This is a genomic window from Nocardia brasiliensis ATCC 700358 (assembly GCF_000250675.2).
Lineage (GTDB): Bacteria > Actinomycetota > Actinomycetes > Mycobacteriales > Mycobacteriaceae > Nocardia > Nocardia brasiliensis_B.
This window is the reverse complement of record NC_018681.1, coordinates 3,333,010-3,356,745: the sequence shown is the minus strand read 5'-3', so window position 1 is coordinate 3,356,745 and position 23,736 is coordinate 3,333,010. Positions and strand designations below refer to the sequence as shown.

22 protein-coding genes are annotated in these 23,736 nt (G+C 69.3%); 8 read left to right on the top strand and 14 right to left on the bottom strand.

Annotated features, from left to right (window positions below; all coding sequences use genetic code 11):
• Position 1: 1 nt before the first annotated feature.
• From O3I_RS15190 to O3I_RS15165, 6 genes are read right to left on the bottom strand one after another with little or no spacing between them, the layout of a single operon-like run.
• Entirely contained in the window at positions 2-1,006 is a 1,005-nt protein-coding gene (locus O3I_RS15190) for a CgeB family protein (protein ID WP_014983814.1), read from the bottom strand.
• Positions 1,003-2,304, bottom strand: coding sequence for a lipopolysaccharide biosynthesis protein (locus O3I_RS15185; RefSeq protein WP_014983813.1), 1,302 nt, complete (start codon positions 2,302-2,304; stop codon positions 1,003-1,005). Before O3I_RS15185 ends, O3I_RS15190 begins: the two co-directional genes overlap by 4 nt.
• Positions 2,297-3,448, bottom strand: coding sequence for a glycosyltransferase family 4 protein (locus O3I_RS15180; RefSeq protein WP_014983812.1), 1,152 nt, complete (start codon positions 3,446-3,448; stop codon positions 2,297-2,299). Before O3I_RS15180 ends, O3I_RS15185 begins: the two co-directional genes overlap by 8 nt.
• Positions 3,445-4,512: a glycosyltransferase family 4 protein gene (locus tag O3I_RS15175; protein ID WP_041563835.1), complete on the bottom strand. Its 1,068-nt coding sequence runs from the start codon at positions 4,510-4,512 to the stop codon at positions 3,445-3,447. Before O3I_RS15175 ends, O3I_RS15180 begins: the two co-directional genes overlap by 4 nt.
• A 29-nt stretch (positions 4,513-4,541) precedes the next feature.
• Positions 4,542-5,390, bottom strand: a complete 849-nt coding sequence (locus tag O3I_RS15170; protein ID WP_014983810.1) for a glycosyltransferase family 2 protein — start codon at positions 5,388-5,390, stop codon at positions 4,542-4,544.
• Positions 5,390-6,484: a methyltransferase domain-containing protein gene (locus O3I_RS15165; RefSeq protein ID WP_014983809.1), complete on the bottom strand. Its 1,095-nt coding sequence runs from the start codon at positions 6,482-6,484 to the stop codon at positions 5,390-5,392. Before O3I_RS15165 ends, O3I_RS15170 begins: the two co-directional genes overlap by 1 nt.
• 74 nt (positions 6,485-6,558) lie before the next feature.
• Here O3I_RS15165 and rfbC point away from each other — a divergent pair, with 74 nt between their 5' ends.
• Positions 6,559-7,131 (top strand): dTDP-4-dehydrorhamnose 3,5-epimerase, encoded by a 573-nt coding sequence (rfbC, locus tag O3I_RS15160; RefSeq protein WP_014983808.1) that lies wholly within the window; start codon positions 6,559-6,561, stop codon positions 7,129-7,131.
• On the opposite strand, the gene O3I_RS15155 is transcribed toward rfbC, so the two are convergent.
• From O3I_RS15155 to O3I_RS15140, 4 genes are read right to left on the bottom strand one after another with little or no spacing between them, the layout of a single operon-like run.
• Entirely contained in the window at positions 7,115-8,143 is a 1,029-nt protein-coding gene (locus O3I_RS15155; RefSeq protein ID WP_041562631.1) for an NAD-dependent epimerase/dehydratase family protein, read from the bottom strand. The two genes, rfbC and O3I_RS15155, sit on opposite strands and share 17 nt — an antisense overlap.
• A gap of 2 nt (positions 8,144-8,145) precedes the next feature.
• A complete protein-coding gene (locus O3I_RS15150; RefSeq protein ID WP_014983806.1) occupies positions 8,146-8,796 on the bottom strand; it encodes a PIG-L deacetylase family protein in 651 nt (216 codons plus the stop codon).
• Positions 8,793-9,590 (bottom strand): sugar phosphate nucleotidyltransferase, encoded by a 798-nt coding sequence (locus O3I_RS15145; protein ID WP_014983805.1) that lies wholly within the window; start codon positions 9,588-9,590, stop codon positions 8,793-8,795. Before O3I_RS15145 ends, O3I_RS15150 begins: the two co-directional genes overlap by 4 nt.
• Complete coding sequence (locus O3I_RS15140; RefSeq protein ID WP_041562630.1) at positions 9,587-10,810, bottom strand: class I SAM-dependent methyltransferase; 1,224 nt, start codon at positions 10,808-10,810, stop codon at positions 9,587-9,589. The genes O3I_RS15145 and O3I_RS15140 overlap by 4 nt, the downstream gene beginning before the upstream one ends.
• A gap of 509 nt (positions 10,811-11,319) precedes the next feature.
• On the opposite strand from O3I_RS15140, the gene O3I_RS15135 reads away from it, so the two are divergent.
• Complete coding sequence (locus O3I_RS15135) at positions 11,320-12,612, top strand: sugar transferase (RefSeq protein ID WP_141692317.1); 1,293 nt, start codon at positions 11,320-11,322, stop codon at positions 12,610-12,612.
• Between the two features lie 2 nt (positions 12,613-12,614).
• Positions 12,615-13,952 (top strand): polysaccharide pyruvyl transferase family protein, encoded by a 1,338-nt coding sequence (locus O3I_RS15130; RefSeq protein WP_014983802.1) that lies wholly within the window; start codon positions 12,615-12,617, stop codon positions 13,950-13,952.
• Positions 13,953-13,963: 11 nt separating this feature from the next.
• Here the strand turns inward: O3I_RS15130 and O3I_RS15125 are convergent, their stop codons facing one another.
• Positions 13,964-14,425, bottom strand: a complete 462-nt coding sequence (locus tag O3I_RS15125; RefSeq protein WP_014983801.1) for an SRPBCC family protein — start codon at positions 14,423-14,425, stop codon at positions 13,964-13,966.
• Between the two features lie 130 nt (positions 14,426-14,555).
• Here O3I_RS15125 and O3I_RS15120 point away from each other — a divergent pair, with 130 nt between their 5' ends.
• Positions 14,556-15,587 carry an LLM class flavin-dependent oxidoreductase gene (locus O3I_RS15120; RefSeq protein WP_014983800.1) on the top strand — a complete coding sequence of 344 codons (1,032 nt, stop codon included), beginning with the start codon at positions 14,556-14,558 and terminating at the stop codon, positions 15,585-15,587.
• Here O3I_RS15120 and O3I_RS15115 read toward each other — a convergent pair.
• Both O3I_RS15115 and O3I_RS15110 read right to left on the bottom strand, forming a co-directional pair.
• Complete coding sequence (locus O3I_RS15115; protein WP_014983799.1) at positions 15,577-17,037, bottom strand: carboxylesterase/lipase family protein; 1,461 nt, start codon at positions 17,035-17,037, stop codon at positions 15,577-15,579. The two genes, O3I_RS15120 and O3I_RS15115, sit on opposite strands and share 11 nt — an antisense overlap.
• 105 nt (positions 17,038-17,142) lie before the next feature.
• Positions 17,143-18,936, bottom strand: a complete 1,794-nt coding sequence (locus O3I_RS15110; protein WP_202804937.1) for a sugar-binding protein — start codon at positions 18,934-18,936, stop codon at positions 17,143-17,145.
• A 330-nt stretch (positions 18,937-19,266) separates the two neighbouring features.
• Between O3I_RS15110 and O3I_RS15105 the strand changes: the two genes are divergently transcribed.
• Together O3I_RS15105 and O3I_RS15100 are read left to right on the top strand one after the other, a co-directional pair.
• Positions 19,267-19,926: an MspA family porin gene (locus O3I_RS15105; RefSeq protein WP_041562628.1), complete on the top strand. Its 660-nt coding sequence runs from the start codon at positions 19,267-19,269 to the stop codon at positions 19,924-19,926.
• A 143-nt stretch (positions 19,927-20,069) separates the two neighbouring features.
• Positions 20,070-20,603, top strand: coding sequence for a hypothetical protein (locus tag O3I_RS15100; protein ID WP_141692316.1), 534 nt, complete (start codon positions 20,070-20,072; stop codon positions 20,601-20,603).
• A 7-nt stretch (positions 20,604-20,610) separates the two neighbouring features.
• On the opposite strand, the gene prcB is transcribed toward O3I_RS15100, so the two are convergent.
• Positions 20,611-21,429, bottom strand: coding sequence for a proteasome subunit beta (gene prcB / locus O3I_RS15095; protein WP_014983795.1), 819 nt, complete (start codon positions 21,427-21,429; stop codon positions 20,611-20,613).
• A gap of 442 nt (positions 21,430-21,871) precedes the next feature.
• Here prcB and O3I_RS15090 point away from each other — a divergent pair, with 442 nt between their 5' ends.
• Together O3I_RS15090 and O3I_RS15085 are read left to right on the top strand one after the other, a co-directional pair.
• A complete protein-coding gene (locus tag O3I_RS15090; RefSeq protein WP_086006278.1) occupies positions 21,872-22,351 on the top strand; it encodes a hypothetical protein in 480 nt (159 codons plus the stop codon).
• Positions 22,352-22,536: 185 nt separating this feature from the next.
• The gene (locus tag O3I_RS15085) at positions 22,537-23,682 is read left to right on the top strand and encodes a GGDEF domain-containing protein (protein WP_014983793.1); all 1,146 of its coding nucleotides are present in this window, start codon (positions 22,537-22,539) and stop codon (positions 23,680-23,682) included.
• Positions 23,683-23,736 lie beyond the last annotated feature (54 nt).

Here is a 23,736-nt window from a genome sequence, read left to right as displayed (position 1 = left end):
TTCAGGTGAGCGCATCGATGATCTCCTCCGCCCGGTCGACGTAGCGATGCCGCTCGCCGGTGATCCGCCGGTAGCCGGCCGCGGCGACCTGCTCGACCGCCTCCGGCCGGCGCACGCATCGAGTGAGGATCTCGCGCAACTCGCTCCGATCGGAGAACAGGAAGCACTCGGTGCCCTCGTCGAGCAGCTCGGCATGTTCGGTAGTCCGCTCGCCGACGAAAAGACCGCCGGCGGCCGGTATTTCGAACGACCGGCAGGTGTGCGTGTCCCGGTTGTCGGAATTGAGCAGCACCAGGTTCGCGGTGATCGAGGCGACGGCCGCGGCGAAGCGCTCGCCGTACACTCCCCCGCCGAGTTCGGCGGCGGTGCCACGCAATTGGCGCACCCGCCGCCAATCCGGCCCGCGCACCAGGAAATCGGGACCGTGCTCCCGAGCCAGGTCGACGAGCAGCGGCGTGCGGTCGGGGCGGCGGGCGCCGATGAACCCCGCCAGGAACTGCCGGGCGCCCCGGCGGGCGCACGGATGGTGCCAGGCCGGGTCATAGGCGCTGCGCACGAACCGCACGCCACGCGCGCCGCGCGCGTGCAACTCGGGCACATTGTGACGCTTGGTGGTGACCACCAGATCCCACTCCGACTCGTACGCCAGGTAATCCGCGCTGGTGTTCGCGGGATTCGAGACGTCGTCGGGGCTGTAGTGCACCCGCAGGTCGGCGGGCGTGCTCAACAGGCGTTGCTGGTCCAGGTGCACGGCTTTGAACGCGAACAGCAGGTCCGGCCCGAATGCCGTGGCGGCACGGTCGATTCGGTCGTGCAACGCGGCGGTCGTCCAGCCGGCCCGCCGACCGGCGGCCTTGGCGTACAGCCAGCTCGGTGACAGTCGCGCGGGCAGCGTGACCGGGGTGGAATCGATTACCACCACCTCGTGTCCCGCCTGACGGAATCCGTCGGCCAGCGAGCGCGCGTTGCTGCCGATCCAGTCGTCGCCGACGTACAGAATCTTCATCGCACCGGCTCCTGTCCGGCGGGCACGGCGGCGGCGCGCTCGCGCACGATCAACTGCCGGACCCGGAAGAGGTACCAGAGCGCCACCGCGATCTCGGTGAGCACGGTGCCGTAGACGAGCGCCCACACCGAGTTGTTCCGGAAGGCGATGGCCAGGGCGGACGCCGCCACGCAGGTCCCGATGAGCGCGCCGATCAGCACGCCCACCGTGTCCTGCCGCACCGGCAGCAGCGCGGTGGTGATGAAGGAGGTCACCGTCATCGCGGGCAGGATCAGCACCTCCACCCGCAACAGCGGTATCGTGCCCTCGAATCCGCTGCCGAAGATCAGCCGGATCAGCGTCGGCGCCAAGAGCCACACGCCTGCCGCGGCCAAGCCTGCGATACCGGCGCACATGGTCAGCACCTGTATCGCGTTGCGCCAGAACCGGTCGTGCGCGCTGCGCCGGGCCATCCGCGGCAGGAACGCGAATCCGACCGTGTCCAGCAGTGATTGGATGGCGCGCACCAAACGGTCACCGGCCGAGTACAACCCGAGCGAGGCGGCGTCGAGCACCGCCGCGTAGACCACCGGCGCACCCTGGCCGTAGCCGGTGACCAGCAGCCGGGACGCGAAAACCGGTGCGCCGAGCCGCAGGATCGCGCGGACCGCGCGCGGCCGGGCCGGTGGCCCGAAGCGACGCCACGCGTCCACCCAGGTCGCCGCGACCGTGACGACGGCCGAGCTGAGCAGGCACAGCAGCGCTACCGACGCGCTGGGCCAGCGGGGCAACAGCAGCACGAGCAGCAGCAAGTAGACGATCCGTCCGGCGCCCTGGTACACCGCCGAGGCCCCGAACCGGCCCTGACCGATCAGCAGCCAGTCCTCCGAGATCGACCAGACACCACCGGCGAACAATCCCAGCAGGACCATGTGCAATCGGGCGGGCGCTGCGGCCATCATGCCGAGCGTGAGCAGTGCGCCGAGACCACCGAGAATCGTCAACCTGATCGCCAGGTAGTCGCCCCGTAGCTGCCCGATTCGCTGTGTGTCCGTGTGCCTTTCGTGCACCCTGGCGGCCAGGAAGGATGTGATCCCCAGATCCACCACCAGCGAGCCGATGAAATAGGCCGACATGCCGATCGCCAGCAGGCCGAGCCCTTCGGCGCCGAGCACCCTGGCGATGATCGGCAGGGTCACCACCGTGATCAGGTACTGCCCGTACTTGCCGAAGCTGACGAAACCTATGTCGCGCAGCAGCACGGCCGTCCCGCGCCGGCGGCGCGGCGAAGGTCGGGTGGCGGTACCGGTCTCAGCCATGGCGCACCCGCGCCACGGTGGTCAGGAAATCCGCTGCGACATGGGCGGATTCGACGATGTCGAACTCGCGGGCGCGCAGCACGCCCGCGGCCGCGAGCTTGGTGCGCAGCGCGGGATCGGTCATCAGCAGGTCCAGCGCGGAGGTGAGCTGGGCGGTGTCACCGCCCTCGACCAGGACGCCGTTCACGCCGGGTTCGATGATCTCGGCGGGGCCGCCGGGCCGGGAGGCGATCACCGCGCAGCCTGCCTGCAATCCCTCCACGACGACCTGTCCGAACGGCTCGGCCAGCACCGAGCAGTGCACCAGAATGTCGGCCTGGCGCAGGTGGTTTCGCGGATCGTCCACATGCCCGGTGAAGGTCACGGGCAACCGTAGTTCGCGCGCCGCGCGTTCCAGTTCGCGCCGATAGGGCTCCTCGTCGAACAGCGTGCCGCCGATCAGGAATACTTGGCGCGGCGGCACTTTCACTTCCGCCAGCGCCCGCAGCAGGACGTCCTGCCCCTTCCACGGTGTCAGGCGGCCGACCATCGCGACCACCACCTCGGCGGGTGCGCGCTGCGGTGCCCGTTCGGCCGGCGGCGCCGGATCGGGTTCGATGCCGGGGTACACCACCGCCACGGGCCTGCGCCAGGTGATCAGCGAACTCGCGGTCGAGCGGCTGTTCACCAGGTATCCGTCGCTGACCGCCCAGCCGAGCAGGCGAATACCCCAGGCCAGCCACCGGCCGAAATATTCGCTCGAAACCCGGTCGTGCACCGACCAGATCAGGGGGACGCGGGCGCGCCGCGCCGCGACGGCACCCATCAGCATGGCCTTCGTGCTCCCGGCGACCAGCACCTGTACGTCGAGCCGCCGGGTTTTCGTACCGAGCCTGTGCCCCAAGCGGATCAGAGCGAGCGCACCGACGAGCACCCTGCGCAGGCCTGCCGCATCGATCGTCAGCGATCGGCTGTCGAACCCGTTGGGCAGCACCAGGGTCCGGATGCCGCGGGACCGGACCCGGCGCACCATGGGACCGTTCTCGGTGAACAGCATCACCGGTTCGACGGCGGTGCGCTCGCTCAGTGCGGACAGCAACCGCATGGTGGCGAGTTCGGCCCCCGACGGTGCCGCGGTGTGTGCGAGGAACAGCGCCCGGATCATCCGCGTAGCTCCGTGTACAGCGCGTGATGCCGGGCGGCGGCCACCGTCCAGGAGAACGACTCCGCGTGCGCGCGACAGCGTTGCGGCGTGGGCACCGCACCCGCGAGGGCGGCGACGATACGCGCCGCGAGCGCCTCGACATCGCCCGCCGCCACGATCAACGACGGATCGAGCCCGCGTACCGCGTCGGGCAGACCGCCGCAGTCGGTGACGATCGGGGCGCGCCCGCAGGCCAGGGATTCGAGGGCGATCAGTCCGAAGCCTTCGAGTGCGACCGATGGCACTACGGTGCAGTGCGCTTGTTCGTACTGGGCCGCCAGCTGATCGTCGGAGAGATGCCCGGTAAACGTGACCGAGCGCTGCAGACCACTCGACACCACTTGCTCCCGCAATTCCCGCTCGGCGCTACCGGTTCCGACGATCACCAACCGCGTGCCGGGGCGCGCGGACAGCACCGCGGGCCAGGCCCGAATCAACCGGTCGATGCCCATCCGGCGTTCCAGCCGCCGAATGCACAGCACGACAGGCGCTTCGGCCGAGCCCCGACGCGGCGCCACCCCGAATCTGCCGAGATCGACACCGGGAGCGATGACCTCGACGCGTTCGGCGGACACCCGATAGTCGGACACCAGCACCTGCCGGAACTGCTCGGACAGCACCACGAAGCGCTCGGCACCCGCATAGCGCATCCGCTCCACGAGATACTTTGCCCGCGCGGTGAATTCGGACGCGCCCGCGAGCCGGCTCTCCGCGGCCCACGGACCGTGGAAGTGCACGACGAGTCGCGGACCGCGGGCGCGACCGACCACCGGCGGCCCGTACAAACAGAAATGCCGGTCGAGCACAGCGGGACGGCGCGGGGCCGGACGCGCGGCGACCGAGCGGCTCGCACGGTGCAGCGTGGAGCCGCCGAGCCCGCCCCATGACCGTCCGCCTGCGGGCGGATCGCCGAAGGCGGCCGCCGACACCTCGGTATCCGGATGCCGTCGCAACGCACCGAACAGTTCGGTGAAGTACCGGTTGAGTCCGCCCGCCGCGGAGCCGAACCACTCGGCACCGGTCATATGCACCGTCATCGGATCGGCGCGCGCGGTCATGTCCGCGTCCTTCGCGCGCGGGCCGCCAGGTCCCCGGTCACCGCCCGCGCACGCACATTCGCCCGATGCAGGGCGGTCCGCAGCAGCCGACCGTCGGCGGCCAGCACGTCCCGGTGGCCGACGTGCTGCGGATACTCGCCCGCGATCCGGTGATGGAAGCGGAACAACTCCACCAGTTTGCTCACCGTCGAGGTCTGGCTGCACAGGTTGAATGTCGAATTACGCCATGCGGCAAGCACTCCCGGCATCCCGAAGAAGTGACCCAGCGCGGCGATCCGGCCGAACAGATCGACGTCCATCGGGAATACCAGATCGCCGCGCAGGCCGCCGACCTGATCGAAGTGCGCCCGCCGGAACATCGCCGCGGCCGTCGGGCCGAATTCGGCCGGGCCCGCCCGCACGATCGTGCGCAGGACCGGCCCCGCCGGATGCGGGCCCAGCAAGCCGGGCAATCCGAGTCCCGTCTCGAGGACCGCGCCGCCCTCGTCGATCACCTGGAACTTGGCCGAACTGATCGAGATCGCCGGATCGGCCATGACCGCCAGCTGGGCCGCGAGCGACCCAGGCAGCAGCACGTCGTCGGCGCAGACCACCTTCACCAGCCGCCCGGTGGCGTGCTGGATGGTGGCGTTCCAGTTGGCGCCGATCGGCAGCACCCGCTCGTTGCGGAACACCCGAACCCGCGCGTCGTCGAACGACCTTGCGATAGTGGGTGTTTCGTCCGTGCTCGCGTTGTCGAGCACGACGAGTTCGCACTCCACGTCCTGCGCCAGGATCGACCGCATGGTCGCCGCCAGGGTTCGGCCCGCGTTGTAGGCGGGCACGCAGACGGACAGCTCGGTCATCACTCGGTTTCCTCATTCGTCGGGGCGTATTCGGCGCCGATCCAGCGGCCGGCCAAGGCCGGGAAACGGGCCTCCAGCTCGGGCTGCAGATCCGGCAGGGTCAGCAGCACCCGGTCGGGCGCGGCCCGCACCAGTTGCGCCGGCGAGATGATCGGCACGTCGGTACCCGGCATCCGGCTGCCCTGTTTGGCGGGCGAAGCGTCGGCGACCGCCCGCACCAGGCCGCGATGGATCCCGGCCAGGGCGAACAGCGCCACCGCGCGCGAGGCCGCACCGTAGGCGTAAACGGAACGGCCCGCGTCGATTTCGGCCGTGAGGCGACGGCGCAGCGCTCGTGCGTGCGCATCGGCCGCCGACTGCAGTCCGCCGACCACCTCGGGATCGGTGATCCCGGCCTCCGCGTCGAGAATGCTGCGCACCGTGGCGTCCGGCGCACGCACGCCGTGTACGGCCGCCACCAGTACGGTGCCGCCGTACAGCGCGAATTCCCAGGCCGTGGCGACACTCATCCCCGCGCGGCGCAGCAGCTCGTGCAGCGCGGTCAGCGAGTAGTAGGCGAAGTGGCCGTGGCGCAGGGCATTCCACTGGTGCTGCCGGACGATCGTGTGCAGCGAGTGGAACTGCACGAGCAGCACCCCGTCCGGCGCAGTGGCTTTCGCGCGTTCGACGAAGGCACCGTGCTGGTCGGCCTCGTGCATGAGGCCGAAGCAATCGAGCACCACATCGGCCGTGTCCGCGACCGTCTCGAAGCCGTGCGCCGTCAGATGCGGCAGCCAGCTGCCGCCGTGCGGGCTGCCGAACTCACGCACCGTCGCACCGCGCAGCCAGCCGTCCGCCCGGACCCGGGCGACCGCCGCGGCCGCCTGGTCTCGCAGCGCCTGCGGCTCCACCCCGCGCGGTTCGGCGGTTCGCGTATCGTCCGCGGCGAGCTGGGCGAGGCCGCAGCCAAGGCACAGCTGCATCGCGAGCGGATGCGCCGCCTCGTCCGGCCGCACCGGTGCGTCGGCACGGGGGAAGTGATCGGCGGCGGGCATACGGCCCAGGTCCAGCACCCGGCGCAGTCGGATATCCGCGCACGCGCGGCACTCGTTCATCGCGGTTCCCCGGCAGGCGGGCGAATCGGCCCGCGCGATGGCGCGCCGCGGGTCTCGTCGGGCACCATGGCCTGGTGCGCATCGAGCGGAGTGACCTCGCCGACGTCCTGGTGCTCGTCCCGGAGCCGTTCCGGGACGAGCGGGGCCTGTTCACCCGGACCTTCGACGCCGTCGAATTCGACGACCACCTGGGCACGCCGGGGAAGGCCGCGACGTTCGTCCAGGATTCGCAGTCCCGCTCGGCACGCGGCGTGATCCGTGGCCTGCACGGCCGCGCCGGGCGCGGCGAGGCCAAGCTGGTGCGCTGCGCGCACGGCGCCGTGCACGACGTACTGGTCGATATCCGCCCGCAGTCCCCGACTTTCGGGCAGCAGCAAGCGTTCCTGTTGGACGACAACGACTTCCGGCACCTGTATGTACCGCCGGGGTTCCTGCACGGCTTCCAGGCGCTCACCGAGGTCGCCGACGTGTGCTACCGCATCGACCGTCCGCACGATCCGGCCGAAGACCTCGCGGTGGCGCACGACGACCCGGACCTGGCCATCGCGTGGCCGCACCCGGTGACGGTGGTCTCGGCCCGGGACGCGGCCGCGGGCAGCTGGCGGGCGTTGCGCGCGACGCTGGCGCACGCTACGCCCCGATCCTGATTCGGCACAGCGAGTCGTCCAGCACGCCACCGTCTTTCAGTGCGGTCAGGCGCGCGAGCCGGGTGAACCGCTGGAAGAACCCGTCCGCCGTGAGGCCGCGGGTCAGGTACTCCCGGTACAGCTCCGCGGCGCCGTCCGGGACGCTCCACTCGGCCTGGAAAGCCAGCTTCTCGCGCGCTTTCGTGAAATCGACGCGATAGGACCGCGCGTCGGAACCGGACGTACCCGCGATCACCAACCGGGCACCGGGCACCGCGTCGACGACGGCACCGGCGATCTCGGCCACGGTCAGGTTGTTGACCTCGGTGCCGATGTTGTAGGCCACGCCGTGCACCGTCTCGAGCGGGGCGACCAGGCAGCGGGCGAAGGCGCGGGCGATGTCCTGCGCGTGCACCAGCGGCCGCCACGGCGTACCGTCCGAGAGCACCTTGACCTCGCCGCTCAGCACCGCATAGCCGACCAGGTTGTTCAGCACGATGTCCGCGCGCAAACGCGGCGAGAAGCCGAAAGCCGTTGCGTTGCGCAGGAATACCGGCGCGAATCCGGAATCCCCGAGCGCGAGCAGATCGTCCTCTACCCGGACCTTGCTTTCGGCGTACGGCGTCAACGGCCGCAGCGGCGCGTCCTCGGTGACGAGTTCGTCGCCCGCCGCACCGTAGACCGAACAGGTCGAGGCATACAGGAATCGGCGCACCCCGGCCGCTTTGGCCAGGCGGGCGAGCCGCACCGAGGCGTGATGGTTGATGTCGTGGGTGATCCGGGGCGCGAGCGCGCCCAGCGGATCATTGGACAGCGCGGCCAGATGCACCACCGCGTCGAACCCGGTGAGCTGATCCACCGTGACCTCGCGCAGGTCGACCGCGATCCCGGGTGGATCCGCCGGTGCCGGACCGAGCAGGCAATCGGCGAAATAGCCGACGTCCAGCCCGGTCACGTCGTGTCCCGCGGCGCGCAGGACCGGCACCATGACCGTGCCCAGATAGCCCTGATGTCCGGTGACGAGCACACGCATCTTCACATACCTCCGAAACTGACGACGGTCTTCTCGGCCACGAAGGCCTCGGCGTATTCGGCGTGGCACTGCACCCCGCGCACCCGGGCCGCGGCGAGGAAGGCGTCCTCGTCGAACCAGTCCCGATCATGTTGCGAGGGATAATGTTTCACCAGCAGCCGGGCCTTCTCCGCGGCGACGCCGGCGGGCAGCGGATGGAACAGCGTGGGACGCGGGGTGTCGGTCTCCCACTTGAGGATCTCGTAACCGAGCGTCAGGTGATCCCGGAATTCGGTCGGTGCCAGTTCGGCGAGCAGGCGGTGATCCTGGTGCGCGTCGGCGCGATTGGGCGCGAACACGACATCCGGCTCGCCGCGACGGCGCAGCGCGGCCACCGCGTCCTTGACTCGGTCCCAGTGCGCGGGCGCCCGGCCGTCGGGGATGTCCAGCACGGTCAGCTCTACCGTCGCGCCCGCGCAGATGGCCGCGAGCGCGGCCCGCTCCTCGGCTTCCCGGGGGGTGCCGCCGCCACTGAGCACCAGTGCCCGAACCACCAGTCCCGGCGCGTCTTTCACCAGCGTGAGCAGGGTGCCGCCCAGGCCGATGGCGATGTCGTCGCAGTGCGCTCCCAGCACCGCGACCTCGGTGATCCGCTGCGGGCGTAACACCTTCACGAAACGACCTCGAGGCTTTCGCTGCCCTCCCAGATCATCCACGGCCGGTCGCCGCGGTGGTAACCGTCGTCGAGTTCCGCGCGCTCCTTGAATGTATCGGCGGGCTTCCAGAATCCGAGGTGCTGATAGCCGAAGAGCCTGCCCTGGCTCGCCAGCGCACCGCAGGCGTCCTCGACCAGATCGCCGCCGGGCGGCAGCAGGTCGAGCACCTCCTGGGTCAGCACGAAGTAGCCGCCGTTCTCCCAGATCGGCAGTCGCGCAACAGGTGTGATGTTCTTGATCTCGCCCGCGGCATTGATGTCCACGCAGTGGAACGACGACTGCGGCGGGACGATCAGCATGGACGCGGCCGCACCGGACGCGGTGAACTTCTCGATCATCTGGTCCAGGGGCGCATCGGTGAGCACGTCGGCGTAGTTGGCGAGGAAGTACTGCTCGCCGCCCAGGTGCCCGCGGACCCGGCGCAATCGTTCGCCGATGGCCGAGTCGACGCCGGTGTCGACGAAAGTGATTGTCCAGTCACTGATATCGGACTGCAGCAGTTCGACCTGCCCGTCCCGGATGACGAAATCGTTGGACACCGATTCCTGATAGGTCAGGAAGTAGTTCTTGATGTGGTTGGCGCCGTAGCCGAGGCACAGGATGAAGTCCTTGTGGCCGTAGTGCGCGTAATACCGCATGACATGCCAGATCAGCGGGCGTGGACCGACCATCTGCATGGGCTTGGGGATGACGTCGTCGGTGCCGTTGCGCATGCGCATGCCGTAGCCACCACAGAACAGGACAACCTTCATGAGAGCTCCGCGCGACGCAGGGTGGGCAGTGGATAGACGAGTTCGCCGCCCCAGTCGCCGATATGGCGGAGCTGCGCGGTGATCTCGGTTTCGAGGTTCCAGGGCAGGACGACCACGACATCGGGCCGGTCGTGCTCGATCCGGTCCGGCGGATGGATCGGGATCCGGGTGCCCGGGGTGAATCGCCCGTGCTTGTACGGGTTTCGGTCCACGGTGTACTCGAGCAGGTCGGGCCGGATGCCGCAGTAGTTGAGCAGGGTGTTGCCCTTACCCGGCGCGCCGTAGCCGACCACCCGCTTGCCCTGGCCACGCGCGTCGAGGAGATAGCGCAGCAGATCGTGCCGGACCGCCTCGGTGCGCGGGCGCAGCGCGGCGTACCCGCCGACCTCGTGCAGGCCGGCCTCGGCTTCCACCGCGAGCGCCTCGGCCACCCGCCGGCCGGGGATCGCGACCGCGTCGGGCCGGGCCCAGATCCGCAGCGAACCTCCGTGTGTGGCCAGATGTTCGACGTCGACCACCGTCAATCCCGCGGTGGCGAGGGCCCGTTGCGCCGACAGCACCGTGTAGTACTGGAAATGCTCGTGGTAGATGGTGTCGAACTGCCCGAGCCGCACCAGGTTCAACGCGTGGTGCACCTCGATGGCCAGCCAGCCGTCGTCGGTCAGCAGCTCGCGCAGCGAGCGGGTGAAACCGAGCAGATCAGGGATGTGGGCGTAAACATTGTTCGCCACCACCAGATCCGCGGGACCGTACTCGGCCCGGACCTTCGCCGCCGTCTCCTCGTTCAGGAACGCCGGCATCGTCGGCACGCCGCGGGCCAGTGCCGCCGCGCCCACGTTCACCGACGGCTCGATCCCCAGGCACGGCACACCGGCCGCGACCGCGTGCTGCAACAGGTAGCCGTCATTGCTGGCCACCTCGACCACGAACGATCGCGGGCCGAGCTCGAAGCGGTTGATCGCCTGATCCACAAAGGCTTTCGCGTGCCGCACCCAGCTGTCGGAGTAGGACGAGAAGTACGCGTACTCGGTGAAGGTGTCCTGCGGCGTGATCAGGGCGGGGATCTGCAACAACAGGCAGTTCGCGCACAAACGCAGATGCAGCGGATAGTTCGCTTCGGGGTGATCGAGTTCCGCCGCGGTCAAGAATTTCTCGCAAGGTGGACAAGCGCCCAGATCGAGCACGCTTACCAGCGGGGATTCACAAAGCCGACAAATCACGCATGCTCCCACTCGGATCGACCAGCGCCTGAAGCGGCGGCAACGCCACAACAAATCGGGTGGAACAATACCAATAACCGCCATTCTCCCCGAGCTAGCATACTCACAGCAAAGATCGCGCTTTTTTGGGCTTCTGCACACCACGCGAGCTCGGCGCAACCATAACCTCATCGAAACCAGCAGGCAATAGGAACCTTTCACACCTGCTAGAACTGACAGTAGCAGCGGGGCGCGAACCACTCCGCCCCGTTAAGCTCCACCTGAAATCAACGCTTCAATAGTCACAGCTTCACTACACCCATAAACCAATGGCCAGCGAGATTTCGCAAAGATATAGCTATCATCTCTCTCTGTGATGTGCGTCGCACTGGATTGTGCGCCCGTTCTCATCCAGCGATCGATCTGCAACACTCGCTTCGCGGTTCTGTTCGGAAGCAATTCCCCGGCGGTTTCCGGGGAATCGCTTCAGCGTTTATCGCCACGCTCGTCGATGAAATAGGAACGTCTCCATGCGTTTAGATATGTGCGGGTCAGGGGTTGCTGCCGATCCGCCTTCGGCCGCGCGGCGAGGACTGCGCGCCGGCCGGGTCCGAGCCTCGGGCACAACAGAGTTCGCGGCCGTCTGCACTGCGTCGCTCTACCTGTTCGCCTTGGTCGCGCTCGCCGCACTGGTGTTACCGCTCGATACCACCCGCGACTTGCTGGCGCTTGCGCTGCCGGTCGGCATCCTCGGCCTGCTGGGCAGCCGGGCACTGTTGCGCCGCCGCGCCGAACGCGCCGGCACCGATCGGCCACACCCCACGTCCGTCCTCGTGGTCGGCAATGCCGCAGCCGCACAGGCGGTCAGCGCAGCCTTCACCGCCGATCCGGCCGCCAACTACCGGGTGATCGGCGTGTGTACCCCCTCACCGGTCTGCGCCTGTTCCCACGGCACCGGCGCCGCCGGCCTGCAGGCGCCGATCGTCGGCGACCTCCGATCGGTGACCGAGGCGGCCTATCGGACCCGCGCCGATGCCGTCGTGCTGACCGGGGGCGATGTCTGCGCGCCCGACGAATTCCGCAGGCTCGCTTGGGATCTCGAAGCGCTCGGCGCCGAACTGCTGCTGGCGACCGGCTTGATCGACGTCGCCGCGGGCCGGGTGACCAGGCACTCGGTGTCGAACATGACGGTCCTGCATATCGCGAAACCCCGCCATCCCCTGGCCAGATCGCGATCCAAGGCCGTCTTCGACCTGTGCTTCGCGTCCCTGGCACTGCTGGCGACCGCGCCGACGCTGCTCGTCATCGCGCTGCTGATCAAACTCACCAGCCCGGGCCCGGTCTTCTACCGTTCCGAACGGATCGGCATGCACGGCAAGCCTTTCGCGATGATCAAGTTCCGGAGCATGTACCTCGACGCCGACGACCACGTGGGGGCGCTGATCGACGAGGCGGGCGGCAACCCGGTGTTCTTCAAGCTCGAACACGATCCGCGCGTGACACCGGTCGGCCGGATACTCCGCAAGTACAGCCTCGACGAGTTGCCGCAGTTCCTCAATGTCCTGCGGCGGGAGATGAGCGTGGTCGGCCCGCGCCCGCAGGTGCAGCGCGAGGTCGACGCCTACGACGACACGATGCGGCGCAGGCTCCTGGTCAAGCCCGGGATCACGGGGCTGTGGCAGGTGAGCGGGCGGTCCGATCTCTCGCTCGAGCAATCCATGCGGTTGGACGTCAGCTACGTCGACAACTGGTCGATGCGGCTCGACCTGATGATCCTCGCCAGCACGATCGGCACCGTGGCCAGCGGCGACGGAGCGTACTGACCGTGCCGGGCGGCGACCCGATCCGGGTGCTGGTCGAGAACGGCGAGTACGCCCTGCGCAACCGCGGCGATCTCGCGATGATGGCGATCACCGTGCGGCGGCTGCGGGAACGCTGGCCGGACGCGCGCATCGGGATGCTGACCGACCAGCCGCGGGTGCTGCGGGCGCTGCTGCCCGAGGCGGAACCGGTGTGCGCGGCGTCCGGCGGGCATTGGGCGCGTTCGGGTTCGGCGAGCGAGGCCACCCGAGTAGCCGGCACGAAGATGATCGGCCCCGCCGCACTGCACTGGCGAGCGACGTCGGACGTGCCGAAAGAGCGGCTGCGCCGAATCCGCGCGGCGGCGAAGACGAGGATCCGGCCGTCCGGCGGCAACGCCCCTGCGCCGGATCGCGCGGCGGCGCAACGTCCGGCGGCACTTGCCGACGCGTCCCTGGTGATCGCGCAGGGCGGCGGCTACCTGACCGATGTCGACCGGTACCAAGCCCACCGCGCCCTCGATCTGCTGGAACAGGCTGCCGCCCTGGGCATTCCCACCGTCATGCTCGGTCAGGGCATCGGTCCGATGCGGGATGCGGGGCTGCGCAAGCACGCGGCCGCGGTCCTGCCCGGCGTCGACGTCATCGCACTGCGCGAGGGCCGGCGCGGACCCGGCCTGCTCGCCGATCTCGGCGTCTCCCCCGGGCGCATCCTGGTAACCGGTGACGACGCAGTCGAATTCGGCTACGAGCTGCGCCGGGCCGGACTCGGCACCGATCTCGGTGTGTGCCTGCGGATCGCGGACTACTCGCGGGTGGGCGACGGTGCCCGGGCCGTGCTCGCAACCGTGTTGCATTCTTGTGCAACAGAATTCGATGCGGCACTGGCGCCGTTGATCGTCAGCGAGTACGACTCCGAGGACCGTCGCGCTACGCTGCCGCTGCTCACCGGCGCCGGTCACGTCCGTTCCGCGGTGCGCCGAGCCGGGACGGCTGCTGATGTCGTGCGCCAGGTCTCCGGGTGCCGCGTCCTGGTGACCAGTACCTATCATCTCGCGGTTTTCGCGCTGTCCCAGGGAATTCCGGCGGTCGCCCTCTCTGCGTCGCAGTACTACGACGACAAGTTCCACGGCCTGGCGGGCATGTTCGGCACCGGCTTGCGCATCGTCCGGCTCGACGACGGTGCCTTCGAGCAGCAGCTGACCGACGCCGTCCGGGAGCTGTGGACGGCAGCGCCCGCATTGCGTGATCGTTTGCAGGACAAGGCGACCGAGCAGATCGCGGCCGGACGGATGGCGCTGGAGCGGGTGTTCCGGCTGGTCGAGGGAGGCACGCCCGCTCCGCTCTCGAGCCGGTCACGCTGAGCGCAGCGCGCTCACTGCTGCGCGCGGGCCTGAATCTCCGCCAGGTTGGCACGCATGCCCGCCGACCACTCCTCCAGCCGGCGCGCGACGATGCGCCCCTCGAGCTGCGGCGTGGCCGTGATCGCCACGACCAGCCCGGACGGCGCGGGCCCCATCCGCGCCCACTGCCGCACGATCACGCCTTCGCGCGCTTGGTCGATTTCGAAACCCCAGGTGGCACTGACGCCGTCGGCACCGACCACGTTCCACACCCAGCGGCGCTCGGGTTCGACCTCGACGACCTCGCACACGGTTTCCCAGGCCCCGAGCGCGGGATGCCGGCTGTGTCCGCGGAACCGCGCGCCGAGGGCGACCCGGTCGGCGTCGCCTTCCCAGCTCACCGCCTCCAGCTCGGGAGAGCAGCGCACCGGCAGCTCGATGTCGGTGACCAGGTCCCACGCCGTCGCGGCGTCGCAGGAAATCCGTTCCGCCACTTCGATAGTGGGACAGTCGCGATACCGCACCGCACCCCTTCCCGCCTGCTCCGCGCCGGCTGCCTTATACGCTATTGCATAGAACATAGAGGAGGGACCGGGCTCCGGTCCACCAGGCCGAGGAGGCACAGTGCGTATCGGGGTGCTGATCGAACCGCGGTTACCCGGTGCGGTCGAGTTCGCGGTCGCGGCGGAGGCGGCGGGGGCCTCGTCACTGTGGGTCGCGGAGGTATGGAGCTACGACGCGTTGACCGGGTTGGCCTACCTCGCGGCCCGCACCTCCTCGATCCGGCTGGGCACGTTCGTCGTGCAGCTCGGGTCGCGCAGCCCCGCGCTCCTGGCGACGTCCGCACTCAGCCTGCACGAGCTCTCCGGTGGCCGGTTCGATCTCGGCATCGGCGTCTCCGGACCGCGGGTGATGGAGGGGTGGCACGGCGTCCGGTTCCGCCGCCCCGTACGTACCACTCGCGAGACCATCGAGATCATCCGGACGGTGAGCCGGGGCGAACGGCTCGCGCACCCCGGCGAGATCTACCCGCTGCCGTTGCCGGACGGGCCGGGTCGAGCGTTGCAGCCCATGGTCCGCCCGGCGCACGTGCCGATCTACAACGCGGCCATGGGACCGCAGAACCTGCGACTGACCGGCGAGCTGGCCGACGGCTGGCTCGGCAACGCCTTCATTCCCGAAGCCGCCGAGGTGTTCCTGGATCCGTTGCGCGAGGGCGCGATTCGCGGCGGGCGCGAACTGGCCGAACTGGATCTGGTGGCGCCGGTCGCGGTCGAGATCACCGGGGACGAGCAGGCGAGCACGCGCATGATCGACAAGCACGCCGAGGGTTACGCGTTCACCATCGGCGCGATGGGCGTCGGCGGCCGGAACTTCTACAACGACGCCTTCGCCCGGCTCGGCTTCGGCAAGGAGATCGAGCAGGTCGCCCGGCTCTGGCAGGCCGGTGACAAGGACGCCGCCCGGCGCGCGGTGCCCCGCGAACTCGGCGCCCTGACCAACCTCATCGGCACCCCCGCTGACATCACCGAACGGCTGCGGCGCTACCGGTCCGCCGGAATCACCAGCCTGCTGGCCAAACTCGACGGCGACTACGCACAGCAACTCGCCACCTTGCGGACCTTGCTCGCGCTCGCTTCTCGCCTCACGGACTGACCGGGACCCCGCTCGCAGGATGCGCCGGTGCGTCGAACACCCGCACCGACGGGTGTTCGGCACTGTCCTGCGGCCAGCCCGGGTCGCCGGTGCGCGCGAAAGCGACCCAGGCGGCGTGCATCTCGTCCGCGACCGACTGCGCGGGATCCGGCCCGACCAGCGCGGGCACCGCGGCCAGCGTGTCGAACACGAACGGGAGTTCCAGCGCATGGAACGCGCCGAAATCCTGATCGACTCGGCGCCAAGCGAATTCGAAGGCGAAGACCGGCGTGCCGGTAGCCGCCTGGGCGTGCGCCAATTGCCTTGCCGGGAAACGAAACGCGTGATCGGTGAGAACCGCGGCCAGCAGGTCGCCCGCCGAAGCCCGGGGCTGTTGCGCGATATACGGCTCGAGGCAGGACGCGTCGAGTTGATACCGCGCCAGCACGAAAGGCAGCGCATCCATGGTCAGCGCGGCGGCGACGCCGGTCGGGACGATGAAGAGCCGGAATTCCTCGCTGGTGTGCCCGATGAGCAGCGGGATCCCGCGGGCCGACCCGGCGGCGATCGCGTCGATCGGCCGCTCGTGCAGCACGACGCCGTCCAGCACCGGAAACAGGCTCATCGAGGCGAGTCCGCCGGTGATCACCGACGCGCCCCAGCGCGCCGGATCGGTATCCGCGATCAGGTCCGCGACCGTCTTCTCCTGCGCGGCGAGCAAAGCTTCCGGCGGCACCGCCGCGAAGTCCGCCGCGGTGGGCGCGATCGCGAGCGTCGCGGCGATCTCGGCGGACACCTTGCGCGCGTCGGCCTCGGACGCCACGACCTCGCCGTTGCCGCTCTGCATGATCGCCTTGGCGAACAGTCCCGCCGAACTGGGTGCGGCGAGCAGCGCGGCGATGCTCATCGCGCCGGCCGATTCGCCGAAGACCGTCACGTTGTCCGGATCGCCGCCGAACCCGCGAATGTTCTCCTGCACCCACGCGAGCGCGTACTGCTGGTCCAGCAGACCACGATTGGACGGGGCACCGTCGAGCACCGCGAAACCCGCTGCGCCGAGCCGGTAGTTGAGCGACACCAGCACCACACCGTCGCGCGCGAACGCGGAACCGTCGTAGGCGGGCAACGCATTCGAGCCACGGGTGAACGCACCGCCGTGGATCCACACCATGACCGGCAGTCCGGACCCGCCCGGATCCGGTGTCCAGACATTGACATTGAGCGCCTCCGCGCCCGGCACCGTCTGGACGCCGAAGATCGCGGCGAGCGCCGGCGGGTACGGCGCCTGCGGGCAGCTGCCGCCGAATTCGACCGCCGCCCGCACCCCGTCCCATGGCACCGGCGGCTGCGGCGCCTGGAACAGCGCCGCCCCGACCGGCGGCGCCGCGTACGGCACACCCAGGAAAGCGCTGATCCCGTTGACAGTCCGGCCGCTGATCTTGCCACCGGTCACCGCGACGACAGGTTCCATCGGCACTCCTCACTTCGCGCACGTCGCCATCCATTGCGGGCGATGAACATCCTGTCTACCGCGTCCCGAGGCGACGCGATACGGAAAGCGCGGATCCGGTGCGGCCTAGCGGCTGGTGCGTGGGTTTCCCGCGATCGGTATCCCGATGCGCTCGGCCTGCGCCACCGAGGCCGGTGAATCCGCACTGCGGGCGGCGGTTCGCGGCAGCACCGGCGGCTGCGCGACCACGGAAAATCCTTCGGGCGGTTGATAATCGGCGAGCACGGCGGTCCCCCACACGTACGGGTCGGCCTGCGGACTGCCGAACGGCGACCAGGCCAAGCGCGTATGCCCGGTCTTGTCCGCGGTGTCGGAGTCGTAGACGAGGATGTTCACGGCGAACCTGCCGGGATCGACCGGGGCCGGAAGTTCGGCCAGCGGGATCTTCACCTCGACGGTGTAGCCGCGATACGGTTCGCTCACCCGGGCGGCGACCCGCATACCCGGCGCCGTCTCGCCCGCTGCGCCCTGATCGTTGTCGGCGTCGCGCTCGGCCGCGGGGCCACCCGCGCTCGCGGTGTAGGGCAGGATGCCGGTTTTGAACGTGGTCGACGTGTCGTCGGAGTCGCCCCGGGGATCGAGCGCGATCTCTACCGCGTCGGTGCGCCAGTGCCGCTTGACGTCGTCGGCGGCCAACGTCGCGCCCTTGCGGTCGTCGGTGACATCGACCAGCACGTACAGGTCGTCGGCGTGCCTGGACAGTTTCGCCGTCGCCGTGCAGTCGCCGCCGCCCTGCCAGACCGCCAGCGGCAGTGCCGGACCCGGGTATTCGCCCGGGCCCTCGACGCCGTCGAGCACGGGCGCGACCGGCACCGCGGGGACCACCGTGCGCGGGTTCGGCGGATACCCGGGCTGGGCGCGATTGGCCAACCAGGGCAACCCGATTCGCTCGGCCCAGTCGCGGAATTCGGCGTACAGCGGCCGCAGTCCGGTCTGCCGCAGCACCGGCGCCTCGACGAAACGGCCGTCCTCGGCGAGCACCGTGAACCAATCCGAACCGAGCTGCCGCGGATCCGCGGGCACGCGCGGCGGCAACGCGGCGAAACCCTGCGTCAGATAGCGACGTGCCGCATCGCGTTCGACCTGCGCCCAGCTGGTGTCGTGCGCCCGCGACAGTCCACCGGACCAGACGCCGAGGACCGGCAGGCCGCTGGCCGGATCGATCTGCCGTCGCTCGGCCACATCCGGCCCGAGCAGTGTGTCGAATCCATAATTCTGCGCCAGCAAGCTCCGGGGCTGCCACACGCGCAGTCCTTCGTCGGCGAGCTGGCCCGGAAAGGCTCGCGGGTCGCCGGCCGAGCGGAACGCCTCGATGCCGAGGCGGGCCGAAAGCTGGTGCCCACCATGCTGATCGAACGGGCGCGGGTCCATCACCACGATGGTGTGCGGGGTGGTCGACCGAACCAGTCGCACAAGGCGCGCCAGCGTGTCCTCGGCACCCCAGACGCGGGCGGTCAGCGGAGCGGAGAGGGTGTACCAGAAGTCGGGCTTGTCGAGGTAGTAGATGTTCTCGATGCCGACCGACGCGGTGGCCCGGCGTTCCTCGATCTCCCGGAGCAGACCCAGTTCGGGCCCCTCCTCGAGGCCGGCCGCGTTGCCGCCGCCCTCGCCCCGGGTGATCGTCACGACGCCGGTGCGCCAGCCCAGTTCTTCGCGCCAGCGCCCGAAGGTGGACAGATTGCTCGACTCGTCGTCCGGGTGCGCGCCGATGAACAGCACGTCGGTGTGCGCCGGATCGGTCTCGGCACGCCGTGGCGCGGCGGCGGACGCGTCGGCGACGAACCACGTCGCGGCGACTCCCGCGGCCAGCACGGCACGCCGGCTCAGCCGTGCCCCACAGCCTGCCGCTGCACGCCCCACCCATGCCTCCCGTCCGCCGCACCGCACGAAACCAGAGATAGTAGAGCAGCCGGTTCCGGTCGACCCTGGTCCGGCGCACGCTGATCGGAACGTCCGACGCGGATAACGAGCATTGCGTGACGTACCCCACAAAACGGCGGTTGAATTTTCGACCACCCACTCCGGCCAGCGGGACTCGGATATCGAAAAGGTCAACAGACGATCACGGCGACACGCCACCACTCGGGAAAGGTTGCCAGAAGTTTGCCATTAGGTTTTCCTTTACCTCGAAGGGGAACCCATCTTTGCGGGTTCGAAGCCAATACACGACCCGACAAGGATCAAAAGATTATGAAGAGGGTTGCCTTCCGGCGCGGACACGCCGCCGCCGCGGCATGCACGAGTGCGGTTGCAGTCGGATTGCTCGTAGGCGCACAGGGGATCGCCGCGGCCGACGCCGTCACCGACCGGTCCCGCGTCGTCACCACCGACGACGGCTGGACGCTCACCGTCACCAAAACCGGCGAAACCCTCGATCGCTACCCCAACCTCGCGGCCACCATGTTCACCCGCGAGGGATTCGTCTCGCTGAAAGCCGTCGCCGAGATCACCGGCAGCGGCAGCCAACCCGTCAACGCCGGGCAGGTCAGCTTCGGCTACCAGATCGGCTGTCAGATCGACGTCTCCTCCGGACTCACCACCAGCCTCGGGTTCTCCGTGGGCCCCAACGCCTCCCTCAATATCTCCTACCCGCCCAGCGTCAGCCTCGGCGTCAACGCCTCGGTCTCCCCCAACCTGTCCACCACCCTCAAACCCGGCTCCATCGCCACCGTCGAATTCGGCCGCAAGCAACTCGCCACCGGCCGCGCCTCGATCGCCATGGACCAGGTCGAAGTCAAGGTCGACGCCTGCATGGGCCCGGTCTCGCTCCGCTCCTTCGCCACCGCCACCATCTCCACCCCCACCGCCGACAACACCACCACCGCCTACGGCGACCCCATCTGGCTCTGACGCCCGCGACGGCAGCCCTGTCGCGACGGGGCCTCGACCGGCGGACGGCGAACCGCATGGCATGACGGCCTGTTCGACCAGAAAGGTGCGTGATCGACCATGGATGTTCCCGCCGCGCTGACCACCGTGCGCGCACAGACCTGATGACGTTGCCTGCCAAGGACCTTCGACCTCGACGGTGGGCGGGGTGGGTCGTCGCGGTCGCGGGGGTGCTGAGTTTGGTTGCGGCGCAATCCACGCTGGCGGTCACCTGGTTGGTGCCGGTCGCCGAGTCGGTGCGCGGCGGTGATCGCCTCGGGTTCGACAACAGCCGCAAGCTGCCGGAGGTCGACGTGACTCCGTGGTGGGCGCCGAGCGGCTATCCGTACGGGCTCGATCACCTCGGGGTCGTGCTGGTCGTTGTCGGCGCGTTGGGTGTACTTGTCGCGCCGGTGCTACGGACGCGCTGCGCTGCCACGTCGGTCGGGCGAGCCGCCGGGCCGATCATCGCGGCGGCGCTGTTGCTCAGTTCGGCGACCTCGGTGTACCTGGTGCTGCGGTTGCGCAACTATTGGCAGGACCGGATCGCCACCGGCGGCGGATTCCGGTTCGGCCCGGCCTTCTGGACGCTGTCGGCGGCCGCCGCCCTGGCCGCTGTCGCACTCGGCCTGTACGCGTCCACCCGAACAGACGAATGAGTGCTGTTCAGGACGTGGTTCGCTCGGCGGTGCGGGTGGCGAGGAGCGTGCGGGTGATCTCGACGAGGCGGGGTTCGGGGACCTCCTGGGCGCCTTCGGCGTCGACGAGCACCGCGCGGGGGTAGATGCCGCGGACCACGTCGGGACCGCCGGTGGCGGTGTCGTCGTCGGCGGCGTCGAACAGGGCTTCGACCGCGATGTGCAGGGCGCGATCCGCATCGATGTCGCGGGTGTGGGTCTTCTTCAGCGACGACTTCGCGAACAGCGAACCGGAGCCGACCGCGGCGTAACCGAACCGTTCCTCGCTGCGGCCGCCGACGACGTCGTACGAGAAGATCCGGCCGGCCCGATCGGGGTCGGTGGCGTCGAGGTCGTAGCCGACGAGCAGCGGGACGACCGCCAGGTCCTGCATGGCCGCGGGCAGGTTGTCGCGCACCATCTTCGACAGCCGGTTCGCCTTGCCCTCGAAGGTCAGCGGCGCGCCCTCGATCTTCTCGTAGTGCTCGAGTTCGACCGCGAACAACCGGATCATTTCGACGGCCGTGCCGACGGTCCCAGCGAAGCCGGCCGCCGAGTAGGTGTCGGTGATGAAGACCTTCTCCATGTCCCGGGTGGCCAGCAGATGACCCATGGTGCCGCGCCGGTCGCCGGCGAGCAGCACACCGCCGCGATAGGTGACCGCGACGATCGTGGTGCCGTGCGGCGCGATGTCCTTCCCCGTGCTCGCGCGGCCGAACCGGTGCGAGGGCAACAGTTCCGGTGCGTTCCGGTGCAGGTATTCGGAGAACGAGGACGATGCGTGCCCTTCGTCGAACCAATCCGCCATCGCAGCCCTCCTCGATACCCAACGCAGAATCCGGGTATCGACCCTACCCGCTGCACGCGCACCGCACGCATCGTGCGCGTGCCGGAAGATCCCGGCGCTCAACCCGATTCGCACCGGATGTGACCCAGCCGACCCACCCGTCGGCCGGACGGTGCTGACCTGCGGCGTTACCGAACACCCCCGGACTCGTGTCGGGGTCCCGTACACCGTCAGGTATGACGCGGGCGCACCCGTGTCCTCCCAAATGACGACCCCGCCAGCGACCCGCGGGCGATGCCCCGCACGGGCCTGACCACGCAGAATCTGTGGTGCCGGTCGTGATCACAAGCATTCTGTAGGAAAACTGTTAGCCGCAGCGGATTTGATACAGGTGCGACAGATGCGGGTGCCCACCACGACCCCGCCCCAGAGTTCTCGAGCCACCTGATGAATGGAGAAGACAGTGCCTGCGACGTTCCAGAGTCCCGTCACCGTGGCCACCGTGAACGCAGCGCACGACTACTGCGACCGTGGCTGGACCGTCACCGAAACCGCCAACGGCGTCTGCCTGATCACCGACGAGCAGGTCGCCGCCGTCGAGTTGACCGGCGCGCTCGCCGGTGAGGTCTCCCGCTTCCTGCACGCGAACAACCTGCTCGGCCCGGTGGTCGAACTGCCGGGCGCGCAGCGTCGCGAATTCCACCTGGTCGTCGGCGCCGCGAAGGCGGCGCTCGCCATCGCCGCGCTGCGGGACGCGGGCGCCATCGTGCACACCGACGGCGCGAGCATCCCGCTGCCGCCGACCCGGCTCGCCAACGGCGCGGCCTGCTGGAAGATCGCTCCCGACGAGGCCCGCTGGGTTCCGCCGGTGGTGGCGATCGCCGCCGCGGCCCGCGCCAGCGCCGCCCACCGCGCGCGACAGCTCACCACCGTGGCCTGCTGAGGGGGTTCACGCCACGCAAAAACGGCTACTGGCCCCCAGGTGACGGTCCTCACATCTCTCCGCATCAACGGTCCACCGACAGCTAATACTCAGTTACTGTGCAGTGACAGTAGACGGGCACGAATCTTGTCGGGGTGCACAAACAGACCGGAGACTCTCTTGCCGACGTGAGGGCGGTGGCTTTGGTGACCAGCAGCCGATCGATGGTGCGCTCCTGGTGGCGGTACCGGGTCGATTACCGATGGCTGATCGAGACGTTCGAGGCGCACTCGGCGCTCGGGCCGTTGAAGTTCATGATGGGCTGGGGCGGCATCGTGATGGGGTCGATCACCCTGCTGGCGCTGACCTCCCAGGGCGGCCAGCGCGGCGTCGCGGGTGATATCCAAGCCATCGTCGTCGCCGTCACCGCCGGATTGTGGACCCTGCGCTGGTGGCTGTTCGCGTGGCCGCGCGAAACCGAATCGCTGATGTGGGTCGCCGTGGTCGATATCGCGGTGACCGCGAACAACGTGATGGTCCAGGACCGGTTGCTCGGCGCGATGGGCTGCGTACTGCTGGTGACGACCGGCGGGTACATCACGATCTTCCACGGTCCGCCGGTGCTGGCCCTGCACGTCGCCTTCTCCGTGCTGTCGATCCTCGCGCTGGCCGCCATGATGGTCGCCGGCGGGCCGGGCGGCAGCGGGCACGGCCGGGGCGATCTCGCCCTGGGCGCGGTGGTCGTGCTGGTCATTCTCGTGGTGACCGGCGTGGTGCTGCCGGTCGTCCAGTTCTGCAACTGGCTGCTACGCCTGGACGCACTGTCCGATCCGCTGACCAAGGTGCTGAACCGGCGCGGCCTCGATTCGCACCTGTCCCGGTTGTTTCGCGCACGGGGCCGCGATCACGGCGTCTATGTCGTGACACTGGACCTCGATCGGTTCAAGTCCGTCAACGACACCTTCGGCCATTCGTTCGGTGACGAAGTGCTGGTGCGCACGGCCGAATGCCTGCGCGCCGCCGCACCGCCCGGCGCCGTCGTCGTGCGCACGGGCGGCGAGGAATTCGTGGTCGTCGGCCGGCTGCACGGCGCCGACCTCGGCGCCGTCGCGGAACGACTGCGGCAGGCGGTCGAGTCGATGCCGCGGCTGCCGCAGACCATCACCGCCAGCGTGGGCGCGGCCCGGATCGACCCGGTCCGCACCGGGGACCACCGGCGCGTCCCGATCGACCGCACCGTGTTCCACACCGCCGACTCGGCGATGTACCGCGCAAAACAGTTGGGCGGTAATGCCGTCGTGATCGCCGAGCCCGTGCCGCGGCCGGAACCCGTGCGCCGGGAGCGACGGTGAGCGGGCAGGTCTACGTATTGCCAGAATTCGCACAGTCACATTGAGTCAATTGTC

Bases quoted from the DNA above. Each gene is read 5' to 3' on its own strand.
- O3I_RS15145 (WP_014983805.1), bottom strand. From the start codon at position 9,590: ATGAAGGTTGTCCTGTTCTGTGGTGGCTACGGCATGCGCATGCGCAAC.
- O3I_RS15105 (WP_041562628.1), top strand. From the start codon at position 19,267: ATGAAGAGGGTTGCCTTCCGGCGCGGACACGCCGCCGCCGCGGCATGC.
- O3I_RS15190 (WP_014983814.1), bottom strand. From the start codon at position 1,006: ATGAAGATTCTGTACGTCGGCGACGACTGGATCGGCAGCAACGCGCGC.
- O3I_RS15135 (WP_141692317.1), top strand. From the start codon at position 11,320: ATGCGTTTAGATATGTGCGGGTCAGGGGTTGCTGCCGATCCGCCTTCG.
- O3I_RS15180 (WP_014983812.1), bottom strand. From the start codon at position 3,448: ATGATCCGGGCGCTGTTCCTCGCACACACCGCGGCACCGTCGGGGGCC.
- O3I_RS15170 (WP_014983810.1), bottom strand. From the start codon at position 5,390: ATGACCGAGCTGTCCGTCTGCGTGCCCGCCTACAACGCGGGCCGAACC.
- O3I_RS15115 (WP_014983799.1), bottom strand. From the start codon at position 17,037: ATGGAACCTGTCGTCGCGGTGACCGGTGGCAAGATCAGCGGCCGGACT.
- O3I_RS15175 (WP_041563835.1), bottom strand. From the start codon at position 4,512: ATGACCGGTGCCGAGTGGTTCGGCTCCGCGGCGGGCGGACTCAACCGG.
- O3I_RS15100 (WP_141692316.1), top strand. From the start codon at position 20,070: ATGACGTTGCCTGCCAAGGACCTTCGACCTCGACGGTGGGCGGGGTGG.
- O3I_RS15155 (WP_041562631.1), bottom strand. From the start codon at position 8,143: ATGCGTGTGCTCGTCACCGGACATCAGGGCTATCTGGGCACGGTCATG.
- O3I_RS15165 (WP_014983809.1), bottom strand. From the start codon at position 6,484: ATGAACGAGTGCCGCGCGTGCGCGGATATCCGACTGCGCCGGGTGCTG.
- O3I_RS15185 (WP_014983813.1), bottom strand. From the start codon at position 2,304: ATGGCTGAGACCGGTACCGCCACCCGACCTTCGCCGCGCCGCCGGCGC.
- prcB (WP_014983795.1), bottom strand. From the start codon at position 21,429: ATGGCGGATTGGTTCGACGAAGGGCACGCATCGTCCTCGTTCTCCGAA.